Source organism: Streptomyces sp. NPDC089424 (assembly GCF_044749345.1).
Taxonomy (GTDB): Bacteria; Actinomycetota; Actinomycetes; order Streptomycetales; family Streptomycetaceae; genus Streptomyces.
In genome coordinates this window covers 54,115-80,326 of sequence record NZ_JBIVHU010000001.1, presented here as the reverse complement: position 1 = coordinate 80,326, position 26,212 = coordinate 54,115, and the positions used below count along the sequence as shown (strand labels likewise).

General features: G+C 72.5%; 28 protein-coding genes. 18 read left to right on the top strand and 10 right to left on the bottom strand.

What is annotated here, in order from left to right; genetic code table 11:
- Positions 1-6: 6 nt before the first annotated feature.
- The 6 genes from ACIP2X_RS00345 to ACIP2X_RS00320 are packed head-to-tail and all read left to right on the top strand — an operon-like array spanning position 7 to position 5,121.
- Positions 7-1,224, top strand: a complete 1,218-nt coding sequence (locus tag ACIP2X_RS00345) for a CaiB/BaiF CoA transferase family protein (RefSeq protein ID WP_401665422.1) — start codon at positions 7-9, stop codon at positions 1,222-1,224.
- A gap of 2 nt (positions 1,225-1,226) precedes the next feature.
- Complete coding sequence (locus tag ACIP2X_RS00340; protein WP_401665420.1) at positions 1,227-2,030, top strand: enoyl-CoA hydratase/isomerase family protein; 804 nt, start codon at positions 1,227-1,229, stop codon at positions 2,028-2,030.
- 28 nt (positions 2,031-2,058) lie between these two features.
- Positions 2,059-2,499 (top strand): Zn-ribbon domain-containing OB-fold protein, encoded by a 441-nt coding sequence (locus tag ACIP2X_RS00335; RefSeq protein ID WP_401665417.1) that lies wholly within the window; start codon positions 2,059-2,061, stop codon positions 2,497-2,499.
- Positions 2,496-3,638, top strand: a complete 1,143-nt coding sequence (locus ACIP2X_RS00330; protein WP_401665415.1) for a thiolase family protein — start codon at positions 2,496-2,498, stop codon at positions 3,636-3,638. Before ACIP2X_RS00335 ends, ACIP2X_RS00330 begins: the two co-directional genes overlap by 4 nt.
- A 23-nt stretch (positions 3,639-3,661) precedes the next feature.
- Positions 3,662-4,288: an SDR family oxidoreductase gene (locus tag ACIP2X_RS00325; protein WP_401665413.1), complete on the top strand. Its 627-nt coding sequence runs from the start codon at positions 3,662-3,664 to the stop codon at positions 4,286-4,288.
- A 14-nt stretch (positions 4,289-4,302) separates the two neighbouring features.
- Complete coding sequence (locus ACIP2X_RS00320; RefSeq protein ID WP_401665410.1) at positions 4,303-5,121, top strand: SDR family NAD(P)-dependent oxidoreductase; 819 nt, start codon at positions 4,303-4,305, stop codon at positions 5,119-5,121.
- A gap of 56 nt (positions 5,122-5,177) precedes the next feature.
- On the opposite strand, the gene ACIP2X_RS00315 is transcribed toward ACIP2X_RS00320, so the two are convergent.
- Together ACIP2X_RS00315 and ACIP2X_RS00310 are read right to left on the bottom strand one after the other, a co-directional pair.
- Positions 5,178-6,179: a helix-turn-helix domain-containing protein gene (locus ACIP2X_RS00315; RefSeq protein ID WP_401665408.1), complete on the bottom strand. Its 1,002-nt coding sequence runs from the start codon at positions 6,177-6,179 to the stop codon at positions 5,178-5,180.
- An 81-nt stretch (positions 6,180-6,260) separates the two neighbouring features.
- Positions 6,261-7,775 (bottom strand): IucA/IucC family protein, encoded by a 1,515-nt coding sequence (locus tag ACIP2X_RS00310; protein WP_401665405.1) that lies wholly within the window; start codon positions 7,773-7,775, stop codon positions 6,261-6,263.
- Between the two features lie 116 nt (positions 7,776-7,891).
- On the opposite strand from ACIP2X_RS00310, the gene ACIP2X_RS00305 reads away from it, so the two are divergent.
- The 3 genes from ACIP2X_RS00305 to ACIP2X_RS00295 all read left to right on the top strand — a co-directional run bounded on the left by ACIP2X_RS00305 (position 7,892) and on the right by ACIP2X_RS00295 (position 11,519).
- Complete coding sequence (locus ACIP2X_RS00305; RefSeq protein ID WP_401665402.1) at positions 7,892-9,385, top strand: IucA/IucC family protein; 1,494 nt, start codon at positions 7,892-7,894, stop codon at positions 9,383-9,385.
- An 89-nt stretch (positions 9,386-9,474) separates the two neighbouring features.
- The gene (locus tag ACIP2X_RS00300; protein WP_401665399.1) at positions 9,475-10,737 is read left to right on the top strand and encodes a VWA domain-containing protein; all 1,263 of its coding nucleotides are present in this window, start codon (positions 9,475-9,477) and stop codon (positions 10,735-10,737) included.
- Positions 10,737-11,519, top strand: a complete 783-nt coding sequence (locus ACIP2X_RS00295) for a hypothetical protein (protein ID WP_401665397.1) — start codon at positions 10,737-10,739, stop codon at positions 11,517-11,519. The genes ACIP2X_RS00300 and ACIP2X_RS00295 overlap by 1 nt, the downstream gene beginning before the upstream one ends.
- A 69-nt stretch (positions 11,520-11,588) precedes the next feature.
- On the opposite strand, the gene ACIP2X_RS00290 is transcribed toward ACIP2X_RS00295, so the two are convergent.
- Positions 11,589-12,215 carry a winged helix-turn-helix transcriptional regulator gene (locus ACIP2X_RS00290; protein WP_401665395.1) on the bottom strand — a complete coding sequence of 209 codons (627 nt, stop codon included), beginning with the start codon at positions 12,213-12,215 and terminating at the stop codon, positions 11,589-11,591.
- A gap of 85 nt (positions 12,216-12,300) precedes the next feature.
- Between ACIP2X_RS00290 and ACIP2X_RS00285 the strand changes: the two genes are divergently transcribed.
- From ACIP2X_RS00285 to ACIP2X_RS00270, 4 genes are all read left to right on the top strand, one after another.
- On the top strand, positions 12,301-13,509 hold the full coding sequence (locus tag ACIP2X_RS00285) for a pyridoxal phosphate-dependent aminotransferase (RefSeq protein WP_401665393.1): 1,209 nt from the start codon (positions 12,301-12,303) through the stop codon (positions 13,507-13,509).
- 21 nt (positions 13,510-13,530) lie between these two features.
- Positions 13,531-14,133, top strand: a complete 603-nt coding sequence (locus ACIP2X_RS00280) for a histidine phosphatase family protein (protein WP_401665391.1) — start codon at positions 13,531-13,533, stop codon at positions 14,131-14,133.
- A gap of 47 nt (positions 14,134-14,180) precedes the next feature.
- A complete protein-coding gene (locus tag ACIP2X_RS00275) occupies positions 14,181-14,798 on the top strand; it encodes a hypothetical protein (RefSeq protein WP_401665389.1) in 618 nt (205 codons plus the stop codon).
- Positions 14,799-14,859: 61 nt separating this feature from the next.
- Complete coding sequence (locus ACIP2X_RS00270; protein WP_401665386.1) at positions 14,860-15,282, top strand: acyl-CoA thioesterase; 423 nt, start codon at positions 14,860-14,862, stop codon at positions 15,280-15,282.
- Positions 15,283-15,407: 125 nt separating this feature from the next.
- Here ACIP2X_RS00270 and ACIP2X_RS00265 read toward each other — a convergent pair whose 3' ends face one another.
- From ACIP2X_RS00265 to ACIP2X_RS00235, 7 genes are all read right to left on the bottom strand, one after another.
- Positions 15,408-16,754, bottom strand: coding sequence for a nucleobase:cation symporter-2 family protein (locus ACIP2X_RS00265; protein ID WP_401668752.1), 1,347 nt, complete (start codon positions 16,752-16,754; stop codon positions 15,408-15,410).
- 297 nt (positions 16,755-17,051) lie between these two features.
- A complete protein-coding gene (locus ACIP2X_RS00260; RefSeq protein WP_401665384.1) occupies positions 17,052-18,431 on the bottom strand; it encodes an 8-oxoguanine deaminase in 1,380 nt (459 codons plus the stop codon).
- A 129-nt stretch (positions 18,432-18,560) separates the two neighbouring features.
- Entirely contained in the window at positions 18,561-19,508 is a 948-nt protein-coding gene (pucL, locus tag ACIP2X_RS00255; RefSeq protein WP_401665381.1) for a factor-independent urate hydroxylase, read from the bottom strand.
- Positions 19,509-19,513: 5 nt separating this feature from the next.
- Complete coding sequence (uraH, locus tag ACIP2X_RS00250; protein ID WP_401665378.1) at positions 19,514-19,909, bottom strand: hydroxyisourate hydrolase; 396 nt, start codon at positions 19,907-19,909, stop codon at positions 19,514-19,516.
- Positions 19,910-19,913: 4 nt separating this feature from the next.
- The gene (uraD, locus tag ACIP2X_RS00245; RefSeq protein WP_401665376.1) at positions 19,914-20,426 is read right to left on the bottom strand and encodes a 2-oxo-4-hydroxy-4-carboxy-5-ureidoimidazoline decarboxylase; all 513 of its coding nucleotides are present in this window, start codon (positions 20,424-20,426) and stop codon (positions 19,914-19,916) included.
- Positions 20,427-20,589: 163 nt separating this feature from the next.
- On the bottom strand, positions 20,590-20,952 hold the full coding sequence (locus ACIP2X_RS00240) for a helix-turn-helix domain-containing protein (RefSeq protein ID WP_401665374.1): 363 nt from the start codon (positions 20,950-20,952) through the stop codon (positions 20,590-20,592).
- Positions 20,949-21,200 carry a hypothetical protein gene (locus ACIP2X_RS00235; RefSeq protein ID WP_401665372.1) on the bottom strand — a complete coding sequence of 84 codons (252 nt, stop codon included), beginning with the start codon at positions 21,198-21,200 and terminating at the stop codon, positions 20,949-20,951. Before ACIP2X_RS00235 ends, ACIP2X_RS00240 begins: the two co-directional genes overlap by 4 nt.
- Positions 21,201-21,362: 162 nt before the next feature.
- On the opposite strand from ACIP2X_RS00235, the gene ACIP2X_RS00230 reads away from it, so the two are divergent.
- The 5 genes from ACIP2X_RS00230 to ACIP2X_RS00210 all read left to right on the top strand — a co-directional run bounded on the left by ACIP2X_RS00230 (position 21,363) and on the right by ACIP2X_RS00210 (position 26,171).
- A complete protein-coding gene (locus ACIP2X_RS00230) occupies positions 21,363-22,184 on the top strand; it encodes a TIM barrel protein (protein ID WP_401665369.1) in 822 nt (273 codons plus the stop codon).
- 25 nt (positions 22,185-22,209) lie between these two features.
- The gene (locus ACIP2X_RS00225) at positions 22,210-23,103 is read left to right on the top strand and encodes a 2-hydroxy-3-oxopropionate reductase (RefSeq protein WP_401665367.1); all 894 of its coding nucleotides are present in this window, start codon (positions 22,210-22,212) and stop codon (positions 23,101-23,103) included.
- Between the two features lie 191 nt (positions 23,104-23,294).
- A complete protein-coding gene (locus tag ACIP2X_RS00220; protein WP_401665365.1) occupies positions 23,295-24,752 on the top strand; it encodes a catalase in 1,458 nt (485 codons plus the stop codon).
- Positions 24,753-25,154: 402 nt separating this feature from the next.
- Positions 25,155-25,421, top strand: a complete 267-nt coding sequence (locus ACIP2X_RS00215; RefSeq protein WP_401665362.1) for a hypothetical protein — start codon at positions 25,155-25,157, stop codon at positions 25,419-25,421.
- A gap of 114 nt (positions 25,422-25,535) precedes the next feature.
- Positions 25,536-26,171: a TIGR04222 domain-containing membrane protein gene (locus ACIP2X_RS00210; RefSeq protein WP_401665359.1), complete on the top strand. Its 636-nt coding sequence runs from the start codon at positions 25,536-25,538 to the stop codon at positions 26,169-26,171.
- The last annotated feature ends 41 nt before the right edge of the window (positions 26,172-26,212 follow it).

Here is a 26,212-nt window from a genome sequence, read left to right as displayed (position 1 = left end):
AGCACCATGACCTCCCGGCTCCCGCTCGACGGGATACGCGTCGCCGACTTCACCTGGGTCGGCGCGGGCCCGTTCCTGACCAAACCGCTCGCCGACCACGGCGCCGACGTCATCAAGATCGAGTCCCGGACGCGCACCGACCCGATCCGCGGCATGGCCCCCTTCCGTGACGGCTCCCCCGGCACCGACCGCAGCGGCTACTTCGCCAACCGCAACACCAGCAAGCGGTCGCTCTGCCTGGACCTGAAGGATCCGCGCGGCAGGGACCTGGCCCTCGAACTCATCGCGCGCAGCGACGTCGTGGCGAACAACTTCACTCCCGGCACCATGGACCGGCTCGGCCTCGGCTACCACGACGTCCTCGAAGTACGGCCGGACGTCGTCTATCTGGACATGCCGATGCAGGGCAACGCCGGACCGCACCGCGACTTCCGGGGCTACGGCCTGACCATCGCCGCCGCCGGCGGTCTGCTTGGCCTGACAGGCCACTCCGGGCGGCCCCCGGTGGGCACGGGCACCAACTACCCCGACCACGTGCCCAACCCGCTGCACGCCGCGGTCGCGGTGCTCGCCGCACTGCGCCGGCGGCGCCGGACCGGCGAGGGCCAGTACGTCGAGCTCGCCCAGCTGGAGTCCACGGTCAACGTGGTCGGCCCCGCACTCCTCGCGGCGGCCGCGGGGCTGCCGGCCGGCCGACGGGGCAACGAGGACACGGTCGCGGCGCCGCACGGCGTGTATCCGTGCGCCGGCGAGGACCGCTGGTGCGCCGTCAGTGTCAGCACCGACCGCCAGTGGACGGCGCTCACCCGGACGCTCGGCGACCCGCCGTGGGCCTCCCGGCCGGACCTCGCGACCGCCGAGGGGCGCCGGGCCGCCCGGCAGGAGCTGGAGGGCTTCATGGCGTCGGCCACCGCCACCCGGCAGGCGGGCGAGCTGGCCGACGCGCTCACCGCGGCGGGCGTTCCGGCCGCGGCGGTGAGCGACGCCGAACAGGTGCTGGCCGACCCCCAGTTGAACGCCCGGGGCCACTGGGTCGTCCTCGACCACCCCGAGATGGGCCCCAGCGTCTACGACAACATCCCGTACCGGCTGTCCACCACCCCCGGCGCACTGCGCGGCCCGGCGCCCCTGCTGGGCGCGGACACCCGCGAGGTCTGCCAGGACCTCCTCGGCCTGGACCCGGACGCCTACGAACGCCTCGCTGAAGAAGGAGTGGTGGGCTGACCATGGCCATCGAGACCGAGCGCACCGACAGGACACTGATCGTGCGCATCAACCGCCCCGAGGCACTCAACGCCCTGGACGTGGAGACGATGCGCGCGCTGAACGAGGCCCTGCGCGCGTTCCGCGACGACCCGGGACTTGCCGTCGGGATCATCACCGGCGCCGGGGACCGCGCCTTCTGCGCCGGAGCCGACCTGAAGAAGACGCTCCCGCCGAAGACCCCGTTCGCCAGCTCGTACTACGCCCCGTACGAGCAGAGCGTCGAGGAGGGTCTGTACGTCCGGGCCATCACGCTCAGCGAGCTGAACATCGGCAAGCCGCTGATCGCCGCCGTGAACGGGCACGCCCTCGGCGGCGGCGCCGAGATCGCCCTCGAGTGCGATCTGCGGATCGCCGGTGAGAACGCCACCTTCGGCCTGCCGGAGCCGCGCGTGGCCAGCGTCCCCGCCGTGGGCGGTGTGTCCCGGCTGCTGCGGGCCCTCCCCCGGGCCGTCGCCATGAAGATGCTCCTCACCGGCGACCGGATCGACGCCCAGGAGGCCTACCGCATCGGCCTGGTGAGCGACCTCGTGCCGACCGAGGACCTGCTGCCCACCGCCCTGGACGTCGCCGACCGCATCGCCGCCAACGGCCCCCTGGCGATCAGGAGCCTCAAGGCCCTCGCCGACCGCACGCAGGACCTGCCGCTGACCCAGTCGATCGCCGTCGAGCAGCTGATGTGGGGCGTGCTGCGGGACACCGAGGACCGGGTGGAGGGCCGTACCGCCTTCGCCGAGCGGCGTCCGCCCGAGTTCCACGGCCGCTGACCCCTCTACCGAAAGGACTTCGCACACCATGCCGTCAACACCGCCGCCACCGCCGGCCGACCGCCGGGTCGGGGCCGAGTGGACCCACCAGGACGGGGACCGCACGACGCTGACCCTCACCGTCTGCGACAACTGCGCCGCCCGCTGGTTCCCGCCCCGCCGGACGTGCTCGACATGCGCGTCGGACGACGTGCGGGACATCCGCAGCGACCCGGAGGGACGCGTCTACGCCTCCTCCGTCGTACGGATCGCCCCGCGGGGCTTCCAGGCGCCGTACGTCCTGACCTACGTCGACATCAGCGGCGTCCGTCTGCTCGCCCACGTCCCGGGAGCCGAGGAGGCGCCGGCGCCGGGCACCCCGGTCCGGCTGACCGTCGCTCCCATCGCCGGGACCGGCGAATCCGTGCTCACCTCGTACGCCGTGACCCCGGTCGACGGCGGCGCAGACCCCACCGGAGGTACCCGATGAGGCCCGTCCATGTCGCCGGCGCGGCCGTCCAGCCGTTCGGCAAGCACCCCACCCTGAACGCCGCCGAGCTCGGCCACCGCGCCGTCAAGGAACTGCTCGACCGGACCGGGATCACCCCCGACGCGGTCGACGCCGGCTTCGGCGGCTCCACGTACGGCGGCTCGCTGCTCACCCAGCGCGTCCTGCAACGTGTCGGCGTGTCCGGGCAGCCGGTCTTCACCGTCGAGAACGCCTGCGCGAGCGGTGCCTCCGCGGTGCACCTGGGCTGGCAGGCCGTGGCCTCCGGGACCGCGGACGTGGTGATCGCCTTCGGCGCCGAGAACCTCTCGGCGTTCGGCGGCGGCACGCTGCCGCTGACGACCAACGACATCGAGATCGAGCAGGGCATGGTGATGCCGGCCGCGTACGCCATGCGTGCCCAGCGGTACCTGCACGACTTCGGTGCCACCGTGGACGACCTGACCGCGGTGTCCGTCAAGAACCGCGGCAACGGCGCCCTGAACCCGCGCGCCCACTTCCGGCGCGAGGTCACCGCACAGGACGTCGCCGCCTCCCGGCCGGTCGCGGACCCACTGCGGCTGCTGCACTGCTGCCCCAACAGCGACGGCGCCGCCGCGGTGCTGCTGTGCACCGAGGAGGTCGCCCGTGCGCTGGGGACGCCGAGCGTGCGGATGCGCGCCAGCGTCGTACGGTCCGGCACCTTCCACACCGGGTACCGGGACATGACCTGGCCGGACATCACCGAGCGCGCGGCACGGGCCGCCTACGACATGTCCGGTCTCATGCCGGGCGACCTCGATCTGGTCGAACTGCACGACGCCTTCAGCATCGCCGAGTTCCTGCACGCCGAGGCCCTCGGCATCGCGGAGCGCGGCAAGGCCCACCAGGCGCTGCGGGACGGCGAGTTCGACCGCGACGGACGCGTCGCCGTCAGCCCCAGCGGGGGTCTGATGTCCCGCGGGCATCCGGTGGGCGCCACCGGAGCCACCCAGATCTGCGAGGCCTACTGGCAGCTCACCGGTCAGGCCGGCGACCTCCAGGTCGCGGACGCCTCCGTCGCTCTCACCCATGTCACCGGCGGCGGCATCTTCGGTGTCGACAACGGGGCGTGCTCCGTCCACATCCTCACCTCCGACTGAGCCGACCGAAAGGCCTTCCCCCGATGTCCGACCCCACTCCTTCGCGCCGCGCCCTGGTCCTGGACCCGGCCGGCACCGCCACGGCGCGCGCGATCGCCGAACGGCTCGCCTCCGCCGGACACGACGTCCGGACCGCCGTGGACACCCCCGCCGCCATGGCCGGTCCCCTCGACGCCCTGGTCTACGAGCCGGGACTGCTGGACGACGACGTCTCCGGCCGCCCCGCCGAGCAACTCCTCGCCGCGATCGACCAGTTGGGTCCGCACCTGCGGTCCCGCAAGGACGGCGGCTGCCGTGTCGTGGTCGTCGCGAGCCGGGACGGCCTCGGCTGGCCGAGCCGGCCCGACCTGGCCGCCGAGAGCGGGGCGCTGGTCTCCACGGCCCGCAGCCTGGCGCTGAAGCTCGGCCGCAGCGGCATCACGGTGAACGTGGTCGCCGCGCTGCCGCCCGAGGGCAGTCCGCTGCGCGACTCCGGCCGCCCCGAGAACACCCACCTGTACGAGCCGGAGGCACTGACCCCGCATCCGGTGACCGCGCAGGACATCGCCGAGACCGCCGCGTTCCTCGCGGACGCCCGCAGCGGCTACGTCACCGGCCAGGTCCTGTACGTCTGCGGCGGCGCGAGCCTGCTGTCCAGCCTGTCCGTCTGAGACCGGAAAGCACGATGAACGAGAACGACCAGAGCGTCCAGAGCGAGCAGAACGACGCGAACGAAGGAGACCCCATGGATCTCGGCGGACAGGTCGCCGTGGTGACCGGTGCCGGCAGCGGCATCGGGCTGGCGATCGCCCGCGAGTTCGCCACCGCCGGCGCGAGCGTGGCCATCGCGGACATCGACGCCGACCGGGCGGAACTCGCCGCGCGGCAGCTCTCGGAGCTGGGCGCCACGGCCATCGGGCTACCGGTGGACGTCGCCTCCCGCGAGGCGGTGCGGGGGCTCTTCGCCGGCGTCGAGGAGCGGCTCGGCCCCGTCGACGTCCTCGTGAACAACGCGGGCATCAGCATCGACCACGGCGTGCGCAACATCACCGAGGAGGAGTGGGCGAGGACCGTCGCCGTCAACCAGACCGGCGTCTTCCTGTGCAGCCAGGCGGCCGCCGCCTCCATGATCCCGCGCCGGGGCGGGCGCATAGTCAACGTGGCGTCCCGGGCCTGGCTCGGCTGGTACGGGCAGCTCGCCTACGCCTCCTCCAAGGGCGGTGTCGTCTCCGCCACCCGGTCGCTCGCCATCGAGCTCGCGAAGTACGGCATCACCGTCAACTGCCTGGCGCCGGGCCTGATCGACACGCCGCTGCTGCGCCGTGAGCCCCAGGAGGTGATGGACCGGCTGCTGCTGGCCCAGCCCATGGGCACGCTGGGCGAACCGGCCGACGTGGCCTGGGCCGCCCGGTACTTCGCCTCGCCCGCGAGCAGGTCGGTCACCGGCCAGGTGCTGTACGTCTGCGGCGGCAAGAGCCTGTACGCCCAGCCCGCCCGCGCCTGAGCGCCTCCCCCGGTGCGTTGACCGGCCGCCGGGGCGCGGTCCGGCGCACCGGGGTCTCAGATCCAGTTGCGGCGGGCGGCGTGCCAGCCCAGCTGCATCCTGGTGGCGACGCCCGCGAGGCTCATCAGGCCCTGGATGCGCCGCTGGACGGTGCGGCGGCTGATGCCGAGCTGACCGGCGATGGCCTGGTCGGTGAGTCCGGCCACCATCAGCGAGAGCAGGTGCCGGTCGTCCGCCGTGAGGGCGGTGGGGTCGGGCTTCGCGCCGGATCCGCCGAGCCGGCCCTCCGGGGTCACGTGCAGGGGGACGCCGATCTCCCAGTAGCGTTCGAACAGCGCCACGAGCGCCCCCAGCAGGCTGCTGCCGCGGATGACCGCGGCCGTGACGTCCCGGGGGTCGCCCGCGGGGCCGGCCGGCGCCAGCGGGCAGATGGCCAGGCACCGGTCGGCGATGGCCATCCGCAGCGGCAGGGCGGGCACGGCGCGCGCCACCTCACCCGCACGCACCGCCTTGACTACGTTGTCGACGGCGCCCGCGTCGTCGAAGAACGCCTGCTCGTACAGGACCCGGTAGGCGACCCCTTCGGCCATGGCGTCGAACTCGGCCTGGTTGGTGCCCGACGGCATCGCGACGTACTGCGCCTTGCAGAACCACAGGAGTTCCCGGCGGGCCGTGGACTGGATCTGCTGGAGGCGCTGGCGCAGCGCCCCGGCGCCCGTGATGATCTCGACGACCTCACCCGCGTCACGGGCCCAGGCATGGTGGCGGTAGGCCTCCATGAGCTCGGAGATGACGGCTCGGGCCTTGTCCAGGTCACCGGCGCGCCGTTCGAGCCGAGGCAGCAGGGTCACATCGGGCGGGTTGGCGACGAACCGTCCCGGCGCGCCCTCCACCGCTCGGGCCAGGCCCTTGTCCTCCAACGCCGCGAGGAGGCGCCGGGCGGCCTCGGCGTCCGTGCCCGTCGCCGAGGACACGTCCGTCACCGACGCCGAGACGGCGAGGACGAGGGCGCGATACACATCGGTCTCGGCGTCCGTGAGACCCACCGGCTCCAGCATGCTCCGCCCCTCCGCCCCTGGCCGACCACCGCGCGGCACACCGGTCAGACTAAGCCAGGTGTGCGAACAGGTGACCGGGGCCTATCCCTCGGCCAGCGGGTTGGGCAACGGCCGGTAGCGGGCGTCGGCCCCGTCCGCGCCCGTCCAGCGCAGCAGCAGGTTCGTCTTCGCGGGCAGCGTCGGCGCGGTCAGCAGTCCGGCGATCTCGGGCAGGTCGTGCCGGGCCAGTTCGCGGCGGACGGCGGGCCACGGGTCCAGACCCGGATGGCGTTCGGCGAGGGCCTCGGCCAGCTCCACCAGGTGGTTGACGACCAGGCAGTACACCAGCCGCTCCCACCCGGCGGCCCGCTCCACGTCCGGCAGCAGTTTGACGCCTTCCGCGTCCCGGAACAGCGCCTGCACCGGCGTACCCGCCGCGTCGCAGGCCACCAGCGAGTTCTGCAGATGCGCCTCCAGGACGACGCCGTGGTCGGCGAAGGCCGCCAGGACGGGCGGGACCATGTGGCGCAGATACGCCTCCCACCAGCGCGCCGGGTCCGTCGGGCCGTCCAGCGGGCTGCCGGTGAAGCCCTCGACCAGCCCGGCGGCCAGGTAGGGGGTCGCGTCCGGCAGGAGGTGGCCGCGCAGCCCGTCGCGGACCAGGACGGCCAGTTCCTCGAAGGCGAAGCCGGCGGTGCGGTAGCCCCGGTCGGACAGCCAGGCCGCGGGGCCGTCCGCCAGGGCCCGGCTCGTGGCGGCGTCCGTGCGGCGCAGCTCGAGCAGGTCGTGCCGCCACAGCCGCCGCACGTCGTTGGTGATGCGCACGTCGAGGCTGAACTTCAGGAACAGGTCGCGCTCCGGGGCGTACACCGTGCGGATCGCGGCCGTCGGGTGCACCGGGTCGGTGGTCGTGCCCAGCCGGATCAGCCGGCCGTCGGCGAAGGCCGGGGCCAGGGCGCGGGCGGTCAGGTCGAGCTGCCAGGGGTGGGCGGGCAGCAGCCGGTAGCCGGGCGGGGGCTCACCGAGCGCGTCGAGGGCCGAGGTGTCGCCCTCCTCGACGACGGTGTCCTCGCGCACGCCGAGCAGGACGAGCGGGAAGCGGGCGTACGCCTCGGGGGCGTACGGGAGCCAGCCGGCGACCGGTCCGCCGCCGCGCGCCTTGGGCGCGGGGTGGTGGGGGTGGCCGGTGATCAGGGACTGCTCGGAGCGCAGGTACGGATCGTCCGGTGGGGTGGCACGCGCCCGTGCGGCGAGGACGGCGGCGACGGCGTCACGGCTGTCGGACATCTCGGCGGGCAGTTCGTGGTTGGACAGGCCGGTGTGGCGGCGCAGTTCCTCGGTGACGAGCTTGACGAGTTCGGCGTGGCCGAGGCGCTGCCAGCCGTGGGGCGTGTACACCTCGGGTGCGGTGGGCCGCCGGCCGCCCCGTACCCGTAGCAGCCGTTCGGTGCCGGGCAGCCGGTGGACGCCGTCCCGACCGGGCAGGGGCCGCGCCACCTCGCGCAGCAGACAGTTGAGCAGGGGTGCGGCCGCGTAGGTGTCGGCCGGATCGGCGACGTCGCCGGGTGCCACGGCGTCGGCGCCGCCGGCTGGGGGGATGAGGTCCACGCGTTCCACTCGTTCCCTACGGTTCATTCGGGCGGAGACGATCATCAGTATCGCGGTCGTCACCCCCCGCCGTGACCGCCGAGGTCGGGCCAGCCTGCCCCGACTCGTTCCCGAGGAGCCCGCCCGTGCACCGTCCCCCCACCGCCGAGGCCGAGGTCGCCGACGAGCTGTCCGTCGTCCGCCCGGACCTCGCCGCGCGGTACGCGGCCGAACTGCCCGCCGCCCGGGCGGCCGTACTGACACGCCTGTGGCGTGCGCTCACCCATGAGCCGCTCCCCTGGGTCGAGGGCCGCGTGCCGGGGCCGGAGGGCGTCACCCTGCGGCTGCGCGACGGCCGCCGGCTGCACGGACCCGCCCCGGACCCGTACGCGACCACCGCCTACGTCGGCGACGTACGGCTCGACGACGTGCGTCACGACCGTCCGGCACGGCTGATGACGGAGCTCGCCGTACCGCACGGCGCGGAGCTCGCCCTCGAACTCGACCACAGCGCCGCGTCCCTGGCCCTGTCGAGGGCGGCGCAGCCGACTCACCCGCAGGAGTGGCCCGACCAGGACTGGGAGTGGGAGCAGCGGGTGGTGGACGGGCATCCGTACCACCCGAACTGCCGCTCGCGGCTCGGCTTCTCGGTGGCCGAGCAGCTCGCGCTCGCCCCCGAGCACCGCCCGCTGGTGGGGCTCGGGCTGGTGCCGGTCCCGGCCGAGGCCTGCCTGGTGACCGGGGCGTGGCCGGACCGTCTGCGGGACGGGGGGCGGGTGCTGGTCCCGGTGCACCCCTGGCAGGCGGCGCACGTGCTGAAGCGGCCCTGCGAGGAGCAGCTCACCGGGCACCCGCTGATGTCCTTGCGCACCCTCGCCCTGGACGACGGGGTCCACGTCAAGACGGCGCTCAGCGCGCGGCTCACCTCGTCCGTGCGGGACATCTCGGTGCCGTCGGTGGCGGCGTCCATGACCCTCTCGGCGTTCGCGGAGGAACTCGCGGCGCGCACGGACGGGCTGTTGCACGTCACGCGCACGCTGGGCGCGGTCACGGACGGGTCGCCGGACCTGGCGGCCGTGCTGCGCGAGTCGCCGCGGGAGTACGAGGGCCCGGGTGAGCGGGTGCTGCCGGTGGCGGCGCTGGGGACCACGGGACTCGCGCGGTCGGGGGCCTGGCTCGGCGACTTCGCGCGGCTCGCGCTCGGCGTCGGACTGCGGCTGCTGGACCTGGGCGTGGCGCTGGAGGCGCACGGCCAGAACCTCTTGGTCGTGCTGGCGGCGAGCGGCGCGCCGGTGCGGCTGGTCTACCGCGACCTCGCCGACATCCGGGTCAGCCCGGCCCGGCTGGCCCGGCACGGCATCCCCGACCCGGGTCTGCCCGCCAGGATCGTCACGGACGACGTGACGGCGCTGCGGCGCAAGTTGTTCGGCTCGCTGGTGGCGGGCGCGCTGGCCGGGACCGCGGGATCGGCACCGAGGCTGGCGGCGGCCCTGGAGACGGCCGTACGCGAGCTGCCGCGCACCCCCGACCTCGCGGCGCTGCGCGAAGAGGCGCTGCCGACCAAGGCGCTGACGCTGATGCGGCTGTCACCGGGGCGGATCGGCGACCTGTGGGCACAGTTGCCCAATCCGCTTCTTTGACCGGCTGTTCCGGGGCCGGACGGCCCGCCGTGCGGGCCCGACGATCTCCTGTTTTGGAGGGCGACACCTCTGATCAATAGGATCCGCCGATGATCACAAGACAACGGCCGGCGGTGGGGGCCTGCGCCCTGCTCGCCGCGCTGGCGGCGGGGATCGCGCTCCCGTCGACGGCGCTCGCCGACGAGACCACGGCCGCCGCGCCCAAGGTCAACCTCGTACTGGACGTCAGCGGTTCGATGCGGGCGCGGGACATCGACGGCCAGTCGCGCATGGCGGCGGCGAAGCAGGCGTTCAACGAGGTGCTGGACGCCACCCCCGAGGACGTACAGCTCGGTATCCGCACCCTGGGGGCCAACTACCCGGGCGACGACCAGAAGACGGGCTGCAAGGACACCGCCCAGCTCTACCCGGTCGGCCCGCTGGACCGGACCGAGGCCAAGGCGGCGGTGGCCACGCTGGCTCCGACCGGCTGGACTCCGATAGGCCCGGCGCTGCTGAAGGCGGCCGGCGACCTCGACGGCGGCACCGGCTCCAAGCGGATCGTGCTGATCAGCGACGGCGAGGACACGTGCGCCCCGCTCGACCCGTGCGAGGTGGCCCGCGAGATAGCCGCCAAGGGCATCGGACTGACCATCGACACGCTCGGCCTGGTGCCCAACACCAAGATGCGGCAGCAGCTGAGCTGCATCGCGGAGGCGACCGGCGGCACCTACACGTCGGTGCAGCACACGGACGAACTGACCGACCGGGTCAACCAGTTGGTCGACCGGGCGGCCGATCCGGTGGTGACGCCGGTGGCCACCGAGGGCGCGCAGCAGTGCGCGCAGGCGCCGACGCTGAAGTCGGGCCTGTTCACCGACCGCGAGGAGTTCGGGCAGCAGCGCTGGTACCGGGTGGACGTACTGCCCGGCCAGGAACTGCGCGCCTCCGTGAGCGTGTCCGCGGACCGCGACGTCACCCCGGCCCACGGCGTGCTGCTGCGGGCGGTCACGGCGAAGGGCCGCGAGATCGTCCGGGGCGAGGCGGCGGGCAACGGCCGTACGGACGTGGTCTCGACGGGGTTGCGCTACCCGAAGCGCGACAGCGACGAGGACGAGCCCGTGGCCGAGAGCGTGTGCCTCCAGGTCACCCACTCCTTCTCGGCGGCCTCCGGTGTGAAGACCACCCCCGGGCTGCCGGTGGAGCTGACGATCGACGTCGTCGACGGGCCCTCGCCGTCGCACGACGTGGCCGCCTTCGGCCTCGGGCGCGGCTGGTGGCTGCTCGGCGCCCTCGTCCTGACCGGTTTCGTCGCCGGTGTGCTGTGGGGCTGGCTGTCACGCTGGCGGGTCGCGGTCTGGAGGACCAACTGATGCGTGTCGTGAAGGCTTTGGGCGTGGCGCTGCTGGCGCTCGGATGGGCCGCCGCACCGGCCGCGGCCGACTCCCCCTCGCCGGACCCGTCGGCTCCTGGTGCGACGGCGCCCGTCCAGGCGGGCACGTCGTTCCGCACGGCCGCCGAGTTCGTCCAGGGGCAGACGGCCACCGCGGACGCCTCCGCGGGCGACTACCTGTACTGGTCGTTCCCCGCGGACGCCGGTCAGCGACCCACCGTCAAGGCGACGGTGAAGCTGCCGCAGACGCACGCCGCCGAGACCTGGCAGATCGACGTGTCCGACGGTCTGCGGCGCCGGCAGGCCTGCCAGTACGGGGCGCAGACGCGCACCGCCGCCGCGGACGCCGCCTCGCTGGAACTGGCCTGCACGCTGCGCACGGTCCGCGCCTGGGCGGAGCCGTGGGCGAACGACCCGCTGCCGGGCACGTACTACATCCGCCTCACGGCGGTGGGCCTGCCGACGTCCGACCTGGGTCTGCCGGTGGGCGCCGAGGTGCGGGTGGAGTCCAAGGAGATCGGCGGCGCGGCGGCGGTGGACGGCTCACTGGCCGAGCCGCTGGTGCCGGGAGCCGCCGTCACGTCCCGGCAGGAGGACGAGGACGCTGCGGTGCTGTCGAGCATCGAGCCCGAGGACGGCTGGACCTCCGGCTGGTGGTCCAGCCGGTGGGTGTGGACCGCGGTGGGCGGCGCGCTGGCCGCGCTGGCCGGCATCGGAGGGTACGCGCTGACCCGGGGGTCGGGACGGCCGACCGGAGTCTGACGCCCTGGGCGCCGACGCCGCCGGTGCCCGCTCGGGAGGCCCGCCCCGTGCGGGCCTCCTGCCTTTTCCTCACGCCTCCCGCAGCGCCTTGGCCAGGGTGCCGTCCCCGGACACGGTGATCCGGCCGTCCCGTACCGCCTCCGCCACGCCCACCTCGCCGCGGGCGAGGGCCGTGCAGGTCTCCGTGCCGAGGACCAGCAGCGCGTCGGGCTCACCGGGCGCCGGCCCGTCGCCGTACACGGCCCCCGACCCGGCGCCGACGTGCAGATGGAAGTCCCCTTCCTCCAGCCGCACTTCGACGAGTCCCTCGCCTTCCAGGGCCCGCAGCAGGGGCAGCGCGAACCAGTGCGCCCGGACGGCGTCCGTGGGCCGCCGCTCACCGAGCGCGGGCTGCCCCCACTCGCCGAGCGCCTGCAGCACCGGCAGCAACGCGTGCCCGTGCGGCGTGAGTTCGTACACGTACGCCGCACCGGGCGGCGGCAGCCGGCGCCTGGTCGTCAGCCCGTCGCGCTCCATGTCCTTCAGCCGCGAGGCGAGTACGTCCGTGCTGACGCCCGGCAGGTCCGCGTGCAGGTCCGTGTACCGGCGCGGACCGGCGAGCAGTTCACGGACGATCAGCAGGGTCCAGCGGTCACCCACGACGTCGAGCGCACGGGCGGCGGAGCAGTACTGGTCGTAACTTCGACGAGGTGGCATGCGACGCAGTCTAGACATGTCGTTGGACTTTCCAAGCTCGCACTTGGTAAAACCAAGCAACACCACAACCGGAAGGGCGCACCGCATGGAGTTCCGGCAGTCGAACAAGCTGAGCGAGGTCTGTTACGAGATCCGCGGCCCGGTGATCGAGCACGCCAACGCGCTGGAGGAGGCGGGTCACAGCGTGCTGCGCCTGAACACCGGCAACCCCGCGCTCTTCGGCTTCGAGGCGCCGGAGGAGATCCTCCAGGACATGATCCGGATGCTGCCCCAGGCGCACGGCTACACCGACTCGCGCGGCATCCTCTCCGCCCGCCGCGCGGTGGCCCAGCGCTACCAGACCCTCGGCCTCCAGGTCGACGTCGACGACGTCTTCCTCGGCAACGGCGTCTCCGAACTGGTGTCGATGGCCGTCCAGGCCCTGGTCGAGGACGGCGACGAGATCCTGATCCCCGCCCCCGACTTCCCGCTCTGGACGGCGGTGACCACGCTGGCCGGCGGCAAGGCGGTCCACTACCTGTGCGACGAGCAGGCCGACTGGTACCCCGACCTGGACGACATGGCCTCGAAGATCACGGACCGGACGAAGGCCGTGGTCCTCATCAACCCCAACAACCCCACCGGCGCGGTCTACCCCAAGGAGATCGTCGAGGGCGTCCTCGACCTCGCCCGCCGGCACGGTCTGATGGTCTTCGCCGACGAGATCTACGATCAGATCCTGTACGACGACGCCGTGCACCACTCGGCCGCGGCGCTCGCCCCCGACCTGGTGGTCCTGACCTTCTGCGGCCTGTCGAAGACCTACCGGGTGGCGGGCTTCCGCTCCGGCTGGCTGGTGGTGACCGGACCCAGGCAGCACGCCAGGGACTATCTGGAGGGCCTGACCATGCTGGCCTCCATGCGGCTGTGCGCCAACGCGCCCGCGCAGTACGCCATCCAGGCCGCGCTCGGCGGCCGGCAGTCCGTCCACGAGCTGACCGCTCCGGGCGGCCGGCTGCACGAACAGCGCAATGTGGCGTGGGAGAAGCTCAACGAGATCCCCGGTGTGTCGTGCGTGAAGCCGAAGGGCGCGCTGTACGCCTTCCCGCGCATCGACCCCAAGGTGCACAAGATCCACGACGACGAGAAGTTCGTGCTGGACCTGCTGCTGCGGGAGAAGATCCAGGTCGTCCAGGGGACGGGCTTCAACTGGCCGGCGCCGGATCACTTCCGGATCCTGACGTTGCCGCACGCGGATGATCTGGAGGCGGCGATCGGGCGGATCGGGCGATTCCTCGGCGGGTACCGGCAGTAGCGGCCGCTTAGCGTGTGCCGCATGGGTGATCTACTGCTGGTGCGGCACGGGGAGACCGAGTGGTCGCGCTCCGGGCGGCACACCGGTCTGACGGACGTCCCGCTGACCGAGCACGGCCGCGAGGAGGCTCGCGCGCTGGTGCCGCTGATCCGCTCGCACCGGATCGGGGCCTGCTTCGTCAGCCCGTTGCAACGGGCCCGCGAGACGGCCGAGCTCATCGGGCTGCACGGCGCGGTGCGGGTGGACGCCGATCTGCTGGAGTGGGACTACGGCGGCTACGAGGGCATCACCACCGTCGAGATCCAGCGGGAGCGCCCCGGCTGGTTCTTGTTCACCGACGGGGTGGCGCCCGGACCTCCGGAGCACCCCGGGGAGAGCGTGCGCCAGGTCGGGGCCCGGGCCGACCGGATGCTCGGCAAGGTCGACGCGGCCCTCGCCAACACCGAGGGCGTGGTGGTGCTGGTGTCGCACGGGCACTTCCTGCGGGTGCTGACCGCCCGGCGGCTCGGGCTGCCGCCGCAGGACGGCGCCCTGTTCCAGCTGGCGACGGGAGCGCTGGGCCGGCTCGGCACCGAGCACGGGCGGCCCGTCGTCGCCGGGTGGAATGTCAGAGCCGGGTCGTAGCCTTCGAAGCGGTGGGGCCAGTGCCCAGCGCCCGGAGGGAGCATGCCGTGACACGACCGCCGACCGCCGCCCAGCGGCGTGTCATCGACGCCGCCGATCCGGTGACCGGGCGGCTGCGGGGCACCGACGCGCAGCTCGCGGCGCTGGTGAAGCGGGGACTGGCGTTCCGGCACCCCCGGCCGCCGCACGACCACTTCCTGACACCCGCCGGGCACCGGATACGGGAGGCCGAGCCCGAGCAGCCCGAGGCCCCCGCGGCGACGGGTGTGTTCACGGCGCGGATCGGGGGCGAGGAGAGCGTGCCGCACGCCGGTCCCGCGCGGGCCCGCGAGGTGCGCGGCGCCTGGCAGGGCCTGCTGGAGCTGCGCCGGATGACGAACACCGACGGTGCCACGGACCGGCCGTGCGGCTGGGAGCGGACGCATCTGGTGCAGGCCGCCGCGCTGGCGCTGGAGGCCGGGGAGCATCGCCCCGCCGGTCAGGACCTCGCCGGCTACCGGGTGCGGGCGACCCCGCAGCCGGAGGCCGTCGCCGTGTACGAGCCGGACACGGCGGCGCTGCGGGCCTGCGCGGCCACGCTGGAGGAGGCGGGCTGGCAGGTCGGCGAGTACACCGAGCCACGGACGCGGGCGCGGTATCTGCTGGCCTCCCCGCGCAGGGCATGATGGGCGTGACGGGCATGCCGGGGAGCACGGGCCACGGCGCCGACCAGAACAGGGGAAAGCCATGACCGAGCCGTTCTCCGTCCGGGTGACGGTCCGCGGATACGAGACCGATGTGCAGGGCCACCTCAACCAGGCGGTCTATCTGAGCTACGCAGAGCACGCCCGCTGGACGCTGCTCCAGGAGGCGGGGATCACCCAGCCCGGCCTGGCCGCGGCCGGTGTGGGCCCGGTGGTCCTGGAGACGACGATCCGCTACCGGCGCGAGCTGCTCGCGGGCGACGAGGTGGACATCACCTGCGTCTTCGAGTGGGGCGAGGGCAAGGTGTTCCGGATCCGCCAGACGATCCGCAAGACCGACGGCACGGTGGCCGCCGAGCTGGAGGGGGTCGGCGGGCTGCTGGACCTCAAGGAGCGCAGGCTGCTGCCCGAGCCGCAGGCGTACTTCAAGAAGCTGGCGAACGACCCCGCCCGGTTCGGGCTCTGACGGGCCGCGCCCGAGTTCGGATGCGGGCCGGCCTGCGAGGCTTCGGTCCCATGGCCCCACGACGTATCAGACCGAGCCTGTACATCTGGACGACGCCGTGGAGCAGGCGGGGTTGTTCGCCAACCTCATGGCGTGGACGGGGCCCGGCTCGGCTGACCGGTGAGTTCCTCACCCGCCTCCATGGGGTGGGTCACGTCCTGGGCGTCACTGCTGCGGCCGAGGTGGTTGAAGACGAAGTTCAGCAGCACCGCGGCCACGCAGCCGGTGGAGATGCCCGAGTCCAGGACGATCCTCGCGGTCTCCGGGAAGGCGTGGTAGAACTCCGGCGCGGTGATCGGGATGATGCCGACCGCGAGGGAGACGGCGACGATCAGGACGTTGTTGTCCTTGTCGAGGCCGGCCCGGACCAGGGTCTGGATACCGCTCGCGGCGACCGAGCCGAACAGGACCACGCCCGCGCCGCCCAGCACCGGGCGCGGTACGACGGCGATCAGTGAGGCCGCCATCGGGCACAGCCCCATCAGCACCAGGAAGGCGCCGCCGGTCGCGACGACGTACCGGCTGCGGATCTTCGTCATCGCGACCAGGCCGATGTTCTGGGCGAAGGCGCTGCACATGAAGCCGTTGAACAGGGGGCTGATCGCCGAGCCCAGGGTGTCGGCGCGCAGCCCGGCCGCGATGGTCCTCTCGTCCGCCGGGCGGTCCACGATCTCGCCGAGCGCCAGCATGTCGGCCGTCGACTCGGTCATCGACACCACCATCACCACGCACAGCGAGACGATCGCGGCGATCTGGAACTGCGGGGCGCCGAAGTGGAACGGGGTGGGGAAGCCGACGACGTCCGCGTCGGCGACGGGCCCGAAGTCCGTGACGCCGAGCGGCACGGCGACCAGGGTGCCCGCGACGAGGCCGAGCAGGACGGCGATCTGTTTGACGAAGCCGCGGGTGAAGCGGCGCAGCACCAGGACGATGACCAGGGTGGCGGCGGCGAGGCCCAGGTTGGTGGCCGAGCCGTAGTCGTCGGCGGTGGGGCTCGCGCCCTGCGCCCAGCCGAAGGCGACCGGCAGCAGGGATATGCCGATCAGGGTGATCACGGTGCCGGTGACCACCGGCGGGAAGAAGCGGACCATCTTGCTGAAGAAGGGCGCCGCGAGGAAGCCGAGGAGTCCGGCCACGATCACGGCGCCGAAGATGATCGGCAGGGCGTCGGACTTGTCGTCGGTGGAGGCGACGACCGCCGTCATGGGGGCCACCCCGGCGAAGGTGACGCCGTTGACGAAGGGCAGTCTGGCGCCGATCTTCCAGATGCCGATGGTCTGGAGGAAGGTGGCGAGGCCGGCGGTGAACAGGCAGGCGCCGGTGAGGAAGGTCAGTTCGGCGGGGGTCAGGCCGATCGCGGCGCCGACGATCAGGGGCGGGGCGACGACTCCGGCGTACATGGCGGCCACGTGCTGAAGGCCGCTGGTCGCCATCTTCAGGACGGGAAGCTTCTCGTCGACGGGATGGACGGCTCGCTGCTCGGGGGCGGTGGGCGGTACGGCATCGGGCTGAGCGGCCACGGCGGCTCCTCCGGTCGGGTACACGGCCGCGCGGGAAGGCTGCCGTGGGTTTCAGGGAGGTGGTGCGCCGGTCGTGCGGGACCGGGGGTGACGGGGACCGTTCCGGGGCGCACTCGTGCGAGCGCGCCCCGGACACGGCCGCCATGGACCCCGCTCGGGTCCACGGCTGCCGACCGGGAGCCGTCCCTCCCGGCCGGAGTCTCGGGCAGGTCAGCCCTGGGCGGCGATCCGCGCCAGCCGCTGCGCCTCGTCCCGGGTGGAACGGGCGATGGCGTCCTCGTCGACGGTGAGCAGCCGGCCGTCCTCGACGATCTGGCGGCCGTTCACGAACGCGGCCGTGACCGGGGCCGCCGCGCCGAAGACCAGCGCGGTCACCGGGTCGGCGATGGAGGCGTGGGCGAGGGTGTCCAGCTTCCACAGCACGAGGTCGGCCAGCTTGCCGGGCTCCAGGGAGCCGATCTGGTCGGCACGGCCGAGCACCTGGGCGCCGCCGTGGGTGCCGAGGCGCAGCGCCTGACGGGCGTTCAGGGCTGCTTCGCGGTGGGCGCCGAGACGGTTGATCAGCAGGGCGTTGCGCAGTTCGGTGTGGAGTTCGCCGGACTCGTTCGACGCGGTGCCGTCGACGCCGAGGCCGACCGGGACGCCGGCGGCGAGCATGTCGGGGACGCGGGCGATGCCGGCGGCGAGGCGGGCGTTGGAGGAGGGGCAGTGGGCGACACCGGTCCTCGTGCGGGCGAAGGCGGCGATGTCGGAGTCGTTCATGTGGACGCAGTGGGCCATCCACACGTCCTCGCCGAGCCAGCCGGTGGACTCGAAGTAGTCGGTCGGGCCCATGCCGAACAGCTCGTGGCAGAACTTCTCCTCCTCCACGGTCTCCGAGCCGTGGGTGTGCAGGCGCACCCCGAGCCGGCGGGCCAGTTCGGCACCCTGGCGCAGCAGGTCGGTGGAGACGGAGAACGGGGAGCAGGGCGCGACGGCGACCTGGGTCATGGCGTCGAAGGAGGCGTCGTGGTGCTGCCCGACGGTCTCCTCGGTCGCGGCGAGCGCGCCGTCGAGGGTCTCGACCGCGAAGTCCGGCGGCAGGCCGCCGTCCTTCTCGCTGCGGTCCATCGAACCGCGGGCGAGGGTGAAGCGGACGCCCGTCTCCCGGGCGGCGCGGATGATCGAGCCGGACAGGTCGCCGGAGCCCCGCGGGAAGACGTAGTGGTGGTCCATCGCGGTGGTCACACCGCCGCGGGCCATCATGGCGAGGGAGCCCTGGGCGGCCGCGTAGGTCATCTGCTCGTCGATGCGCGCCCAGACCGGGTAGAGGGCGACGAGCCAGTTGAAGAGGTTGTGGTCCGTGGCGAGGCCGCGGGTGATCCACTGGTAGAAGTGGTGGTGGGTGTTGACCAGGCCGGGGGTCACGAGATGGCCGGAGGCGTCGATACGGCGTACGACGTTCTCCAGGTTCTCGGGGGCCTTGCCCGAGCCGAGCGCCTCGATGCGGTTGCCGGCGAGGACGACGTACCCGGAGGCGTACTCGGTGTCGTCGGCGTCGACGGTCGCGATCGCACAGTTCTCGATGACGATGCGCCGGGCTGCTGCCATGGTTCGTCCTTTTCGCTCAGCGGACTTCTGGAGGAGAGGGCACGGCAGGGCCCTGGGAGTTTTGAGTGCCGCGGCCGGGGAGCCGGAGTCTGCGTCTCCGCCGGCCGCGGGTGCCGAAAAGGGGGGCGGTCAGAGGTTGGTGAGGTCCGCCGGGATCCTGGCCTCGCAGCCGTCCCTGAGGATGGTGGCCTCGATGAGGCCGTAGGGCCGGTCGGCGGCGACGTACACCTCGTTGTCGTTCTTCAGCCCGAACGGCTCCAGGTCCACCAGGAAGTGGTGCTTGTTCGGGAGGGAGAAGCGGACCTCGTCGATCTCGCTGCGGTTGAGGATGATGCGCGAGCCCATCTGGTACAGCGTCTGCTGCAGCGACAGCGAGTACGTCTCGGCGAAGGCCTGGAGCATGTGCTTCCTGGTCTGCTCGTAGGACTTCTCCCACTGGGGCATCTTCTGCTCGTCGTCGGTCCAGTTGAACCGCCAGCGGCCGGAGACCTGGGTGGCCAGGATGCGGTCGTGGGCCTCCTGGAGCGTCGTGTACTTGTCCTTGACGAAGCCCCAGAACTCGGAGTTGGTCGAGTTCATCACGACCAGGTCCTTCAGGCCCGAGACGACCTCCCACGACGAGCCGTCGTAGGTGATCTGCGTCAGCCGGGTCTCCTGGCCCTGGCGCACGAAGGAGTGCTTGACCTCGTCGGCGCCGATGAACCTGGAGTTGGCGTCGGAGGTCGCGATCCGCTCCCAGGTGTACTCCTCGATGCGGATCCGCGCCCGGTGGATCGGTTCCTGCGAGGTGACGAAGTGCCGGGCGAGGTGGATGCCGAACTGCTCGGCGGACTCGATCCCGTACTCCTTGGCGAACGCGAACACCGTGTTCTTGGTGGTGTCGGTCGGCAGCACGCTGGCGTTGGAGCCGGAGTAGTGGACCTCGTCCATGTCGCCGCTCAGGGCGACCGACACGTTCAGGTCCTTGATGTGGTGGGTGGCGCCGTCCCGCGTGATCTTCACGACTCGGTTCTCGGCCTTGCCGTACTGGTTCTGTCCCAGCATCACAGGGTGGGCGGGGCGGGGATTCACTGCCATGTCTGCTAGCTCCCTCGGTAAACGGAGTAGCCGAACGGGTTGAGCAGCAGCGGTACGTGGTAGTGCTCGCCCGGCACGACGGCGAACGTGATCGCCACCTCCGGGAAGAACACACCGGGTCCGCTGTCCCGATTCGCGGGGGCGTCCTGCTGCGCATCGGCTTGCTTCTTCTCGAAGTACGACTCGACGGCGAAGTCGAGCCGTACGTGGGTCGTCCCCTCCGGCAGGGCCGGAAGGTCCTTGCACCGGCCGTCGGCGTCGGTCGCGGAACCGCCGAGCGACTTCCAGTCCGCCGCGCTGCCGGCGCGGGCGGAGAGCTGGACGGCGACGCCCTCGGCGGGGCGGCCGACGGAGGTGTCCAGGATGTGCGTGGACACGGAGGCGGTGGTGCTGGTGCTCATGGTGTCAGGCGTCCTCTTCGACGAGTCGGGCCAGTCGGATGCGGTTGATCTTCCCCAGCTCGGTGCGGACGATCTCCCGCTCCTGCTCGGGCGAGTGACCGATCCGTTCCTTGACCGCGTCGCGCATCTGCTCACCGGTGCGGCCGGTGGCGCAGATCAGGAAGACATGGCCGAACCTCTCCTGGTAGGCGAGGTTCAGTTCCAGTATCTGCGCCTTGAGCTCCTCGGAGGCGCCGGCCATGCCGCGCTGTTCGCGGGCCGAGGTCGGGTCGCCCGGCCTGGGGCGGCCGATCGGCGGGTGTCCGGCCATCGCCTCGTCGAGGTCCCGGTCGGTCAGCTCGGCCGTCGCGGCGTCACTGGCGCCGTAGAGGTCCTCGGCGGTGGCGTAGGGGCGGGCGGCGAGGAGCCGGTCCGCCCAGGCGGTGGAAGCGCACGCCTCCCGCAGCGCGGTGGAGGCCGCGTGCTCCTCCAGGGCGTTGAAGCGGGCCAGGCCCGGCGGCGTGGAAGTGGACGTCACGGGAGCCTCCGTGGCCTTGTCGGCCTTCGTACTGAACGGGCTGCGGATAGCTAACGCCCTCCGAAACATCACGTCAACAGTTTGTTGAAAATTCGGGGCAACAAAAAACCGCCGTCCCCGCACTGCACGGGACGGCGGTCGCGCACCGAAGGCAAAGCCCAGGTCAGGCCTGCTTGTCGCGGTTCAGGTAGTTGTAGACGGTGAACCGGCTGACGCCGAGCGCACCGGCCACCGTCTCCACGCCGTGCCGCACCGAGAAGGCGCCCCGCGCCTCCAGTATGCGTACCACCTCCTGCTTGGACCTGCGGTCCAGCTCGGACAGCGGCTTGCCCTGGCGGCGCTCCATGGCCGCGAGGATGTGGTCGAGGGAGTCGGCGAGCTGCGGCAGCCGGACGCCGACCACGTCGACGCCCTCCCACGCCAGCACCACGTCGTCGGCGTTCGCCTCGTCGGGGGCGATCAGCGTGCCGCCCATGGCGTCGACCAAGGGCTTCACCGCGGCGATGAAGGACTCGTTGCCGGTCACTTATCGCCCTCCCCGACCACGTTGACCTGGAGCGAGACCCGGGTGGCGCCGGCCTGGAGCGCCTTGCGCAGCAGGGCGTCCACGGCGGTCAGCACCTCGTCGGCGCCGCCCTCGGCGGTGTTGCCGAAGGGACCCACGTCCACGGCGTCCAGCGCGGCCCCCTCGATGACCTCACGGGCCGCCAGCGCGTGCGCGGGCGGCTCGTCGAGGTCGAAGGGTTCGGTCGTGAATTCCACTCTGAGTCGCACGCGCACAACCTAACGCGCCCCACCGCCTTCCGGGCAGGGCCGATTTGCGGGCCGGTCTTGACAGTCCCCGCCCACCGCGGGCACTCTTCCGTTAAGCAGAAACCAACTTCCGCAATACGGAAACATACGGAAACACTCAGCAGGAAGGGAGCGCCGACCCAGATGGGATTCGCAGACCAGCGCTTCAACGTCAACCTGTCGATCCTCTTCACGGAACTCCCGCTCCTGGAGCGCCCGGCCGCCGCGGCCGCGGCCGGCTTCACCGCGGTCGAGCTGTGGTGGCCCTGGGTCGACTCCCCCACCCCTGAGCGGTCCGAGCTCGACGCCCTGAAGCGGGCGATCGAGGAGGCGGGCGTCCAGCTCACCGGCCTGAACTTCTACGCCGGCAAGCTCCCGGGCCCGGACCGCGGCGCCCTGTCGATCCCGGGCGAGGAGTCGGAGCGGTTCCGCGCGAACATCGACGTGGTCGCGGACTTCGCCGCGCCCCTCGGATGCAAGGCGCTCAACGCGCTCTACGGCAACCGCGTCGAGGGCGTCGACCCGGCCGAGCAGGACGCGCTCGCCCTGGAGAACCTGGTCCTCGCGGCCCGCGCCGCCGACCGGATCGGGGCCGTCCTGCTGATCGAGGCCCTCAACAAGCCCGAGTCGCCGCTGTGTCCGCTGGTCTCCGCGCCGGCCGCGATCGGCGTCGTCGACAAGGTCAACGAGGCGACGGGGCTGGGCAACGCCAAGTTCCTGATGGACCTGTACCACCTGTCCATGAACGGCGAGGACCTGCCGGCGGTGATCGAGGAGTACGCGGCGAAGACCGGCCACGTCCAGATCGCCGACAACCCCGGGCGCGGAGCGCCGGGCACCGGCTCACTGCCCCTGGAAGACCTCCTCGACCAGCTGAAGAAGGCGGGCTACGACGGCCGGGTCGGCCTGGAGTACAAGCCGGGCGACCGCCCGAGCGCCCAGGCCTTCGGCTGGCTGCCCCGCTGATCTCGTCACCGAAAGGCACCCCATCATGAGCAACACCCTTCCCAAGATCGCCTGGATCGGCCTCGGCATCATGGGCTCCCCCATGTCGGAGAACCTGATCAAGGCGGGCTACGACGTCACCGGCTTCACCCTGGAGCAGGAGAAGCTGGACCGGCTGACCGCCGCCGGTGGCACCGCCGCCCCCTCGGTCGCCGAGGCCGTCCGGGACGCCGACGTGATCATCACGATGGTGCCCGCGTCGCCGCAGGTCGAGGCCATCGCGTACGGCCCGGACGGCATCCTGGAGAACGCGCGGCAGGGCGCCCTGCTGATCGACATGTCCTCGATCACCCCGCAGACCTCCGTCGACCTGGCCGCCGCCGCCCGCGACAAGGGCGTCCGGGTGCTGGACGCCCCGGTGTCCGGCGGCGAGGCCGGCGCCGTGGAGGCCGTGCTGTCGATCATGATCGGCGGGGAGCAGGCCGACTTCGACCAGGCCAAGCCGATCTTCGAGGCGCTGGGCAAGACGATCGTGCTGTGCGGTCCGCACGGCTCCGGTCAGACCGTGAAGGCCGCCAACCAGCTCATCGTCGCCGTGAACATCCAGGCGTGCGCCGAGGCCGTGGTCTTCCTGGAGAAGTCCGGCGTGGACCTCAGGGCGGCGCTCGACGTCCTGGGCGGCGGGCTCGCCGGCTCGACCGTACTGACCCGCAAGAAGGACAACTTCCTGAACCGGGACTTCAAGCCGGGCTTCCGGATCGACCTGCACCACAAGGACATGGGCATCGTCACCGACGCGGCCCGCAACGTCGGCGCGGCCCTGCCGGTCGGCGCCGTGGTCGCCCAGCTGGTGGCCGCCCTGCGCGCGCAGGGCGACGGCGGCCTGGACCACTCCGCGCTGCTGCGGGCCGTGGAGCGCCTGTCCGGCGCCCAGGTCTGACGCCCCCGAGACCTCCGGGCGGCGCCGCCGCCGACACCTGTCCTGTCGCGCCCAGGCGGTGGCGCCGCCCGGAACCCTCCTCGACTTCAACAAACTGTTGACGTCGCGATCGCCCCGAACCTAGGCTCCACGAAGCGGATGCTCCACGAAGTGGAAGTCTTTTTCCGCTGCCCCTCGTACGGAAGGTCACCATGTCGAAGCGCGTGCTCACCACCGAGTCCGGCGCCCCGGTCGCCGACAACCAGAACTCCGCCTCCGCCGGCGTCGGCGGTCCGCTCCTGCTCCAGGACCAGCACCTGCTGGAGAAGCTCGCGCGCTTCAACCGCGAGCGCATCCCGGAGCGCGTGGTGCACGCCCGCGGCTCGGGCGCGTACGGCTACTTCGAGGTGACCGACGACGTCACCGGCTTCACCCACGCCGACTTCCTGAGCACCGTCGGCAGGCGCACCGAGACCTTCGTGCGCTTCTCGACCGTGGCGGACTCGCTGGGCGGCGCGGACGCGGTGCGCGACCCGCGCGGCTTCGCCGTCAAGTTCTATACGGAAGAGGGCAATTACGACCTCGTCGGGAACAACACGCCGGTCTTCTTCATCAAGGACCCCCTCAAGTTCCCCGACTTCATCCACTCGCAGAAGCGCGACCCGTTCACCGGCCGCCAGGAGCCGGACAACGTCTGGGACTTCTGGGCCCACGCCCCCGAGGCCACCCACCAGGTGACCTGGCTGATGGGCGACCGTGGCATCCCGGCCTCCTACCGCCACATGAACGGCTACGGCTCGCACACCTACCAGTGGACCAACGCCGACGGCGAGGCCTTCTTCGTCAAGTACCACTTCAAGACGAACCAGGGCATCCGCTGCCTGAGCGCCGAGCAGGGCGCCGAGACCGCCGGCCAGGACCCCAACTCCCACCAGACGGACCTGCTCCAGGCCATCGAGCGGGGCGTCAACCCGTCGTGGACCCTGTACGTGCAGGTCATGCCGGCGGCCGAGGCGGCGGACTACCGCTTCAACCCGTTCGACCTCACCAAGGTCTGGCCGCACAAGGACCACCCGCTGCAGCGCGTGGGCCGGCTGGTCCTCGACCGCAACCCGGACAACGTCTTCGCCGAGGTCGAGCAGGCCGCGTTCTCCCCGAACAACTTCGTGCCGGGCATCGGCCCCTCCCCCGACAAGATGCTCCAGGGCCGGCTCTTCGCCTACGCGGACGCCCACCGCTACCGCCTGGGCGTCAACCACACCCTGCTCGCGGTCAACGCCCCGAAGGCCACGACCGCGCGGAACTACGGGCGCGACGGCCTCATGGCGAGCAACGCCCAGGGCCGTCACGCCAAGAACTACGAGCCGAACTCCTACGACGGCCCGGTGGAGACCGGCCGCCCGCCGGCGGCCCCGCTGCCGGTGTCCGGCCACACCGGCACCCACGTGGCGCCGCTGCACACCAAGGACGACGACTTCTTCCAGGCGGGCGAGCTGTACCGGCTGATGTCCGCCGAGGAGAGGTCCCGGCTGATCGCCAACATCGCCGGCGGCCTCTCGCAGGTCTCCCGCGACGACGTGATCGAGAAGAACCTGGCCCACTTCCACGCCGCCGACCCCGAGTACGGCAGGCGCGTGGAGGAGGCGGTCCGCGCCCTGCGCGAGGACTGAACCCAAGGGCTGCGTCCGGACTCCGACGGGAGGTCAGGACTTCGGACGCACAGCCCGCCAGGCCACCGGCGACCCGGATGAGGGGTGGTCGACCGGTGGCCGGGCGGGCACGGCCAGGACCGCGGCGGCGAGCGAGCCAGTGCGGTGGTGAAGGCCCCGGAACCCCTTCTTCGACCTGAGGGGAGGGAACCCGGTGCTGTCGCCGTCCGCCGCGGTCCGAGCCACACCCACTCCGTCCGGCGGCGCGAACGTCCTGTCGCGCCCAGCCTCGCGCCGCCGGACGGCCACACCTCACCGGTCGAAGGCGCCGGGTACGGAAGGTCCCGTACCCGGCGCCTTCCCGTGTCCGGGACCGTAGGGCACGGGGGTGCGAAACCGCTCCCGCCGCAGCACCCTGAAGGCATGGGACATCCACCGGAGCACCCGCACGTGGTGGTGCATCCGCCGGCCCTGGACGGCTCCCGGCGGGTCACCGAGGGCGACGACACGCTGGGCGTCGCCACGCACCTGGACGACGTCGGCGAGATCCTGCGGCTCGCCGATCTCTATGTGACCGACGTCGAGGACACCGACTTCATCGAGTGGCAGGGCGGCGGACCGGAGGACTGGCCGGGACTGTCCGAGCACCACGAGCATCACGGCCACGACGAGCACCACGGCCACCCCTGACATCACGGGCCGCCCGGCGCGGGCCGACCGACGGGTCCCGGCATGCTTCAAGTACGCCCTGGAGCGGGCACATACCCCTCACATGCCGGGACCCGTCGGCACGGGGGGTGGGTGGTGAGCGACCACGAAACGCGCACGCGAGGGCCGGGGCCGCACGAGCTCGGCATGCTGCGAGGAGGTCCGCGAGGCGCCGTCACGGTCGCCGTGCTGGGCCTGCATCTGCGGGGCCTCGTCGAGGCGGGACGGCCCGGCACCCTGCGCAGGGCCGCCGCCTTCCCCGCACCCGACCATCCGCTGGAGAAGGCGGTCCGCGTCGGCCTCTACCGCCCGGCGGGCATCAGTGAGTTGCCCACGCGCGCGGCCGTGCGCCTGGCCCTCGCCCGGATGCGCGAGGACCTCGTCGCGGACGGGCTGCTGCGTTCGGGGCTGCCGGGCCCGACGCGCAGGGGGCGCCGGCACCTCACCGCCCTGCGTGCCCGACACCCCCTGCCCCCGGCGCCGGACGGCCTCACCGACGAGGAGATGCTGCTCGCGGTCGCCCTCCACGGCGGGCGTGCCCTGACGGCCCTCGCGCCGCACTTCACCCGCGCCTCGGGGCTGGACGGCCGTGGCACCCTCGCCGACGAGGGGCGCTTCCCGTTCGGCCGGGGCACCGACCTGCGCCGCACCTTCGGCGCCGAGCAGGGCCAGGCGTCCGAGGGGGGAGGACATGGCTGCGGAGGCGGCGGTGGCGGGGGCGGCGGAGACTGAGCCACGGCACGCCGAAAGGGCGGCCCACCCTCGGGTGAGCC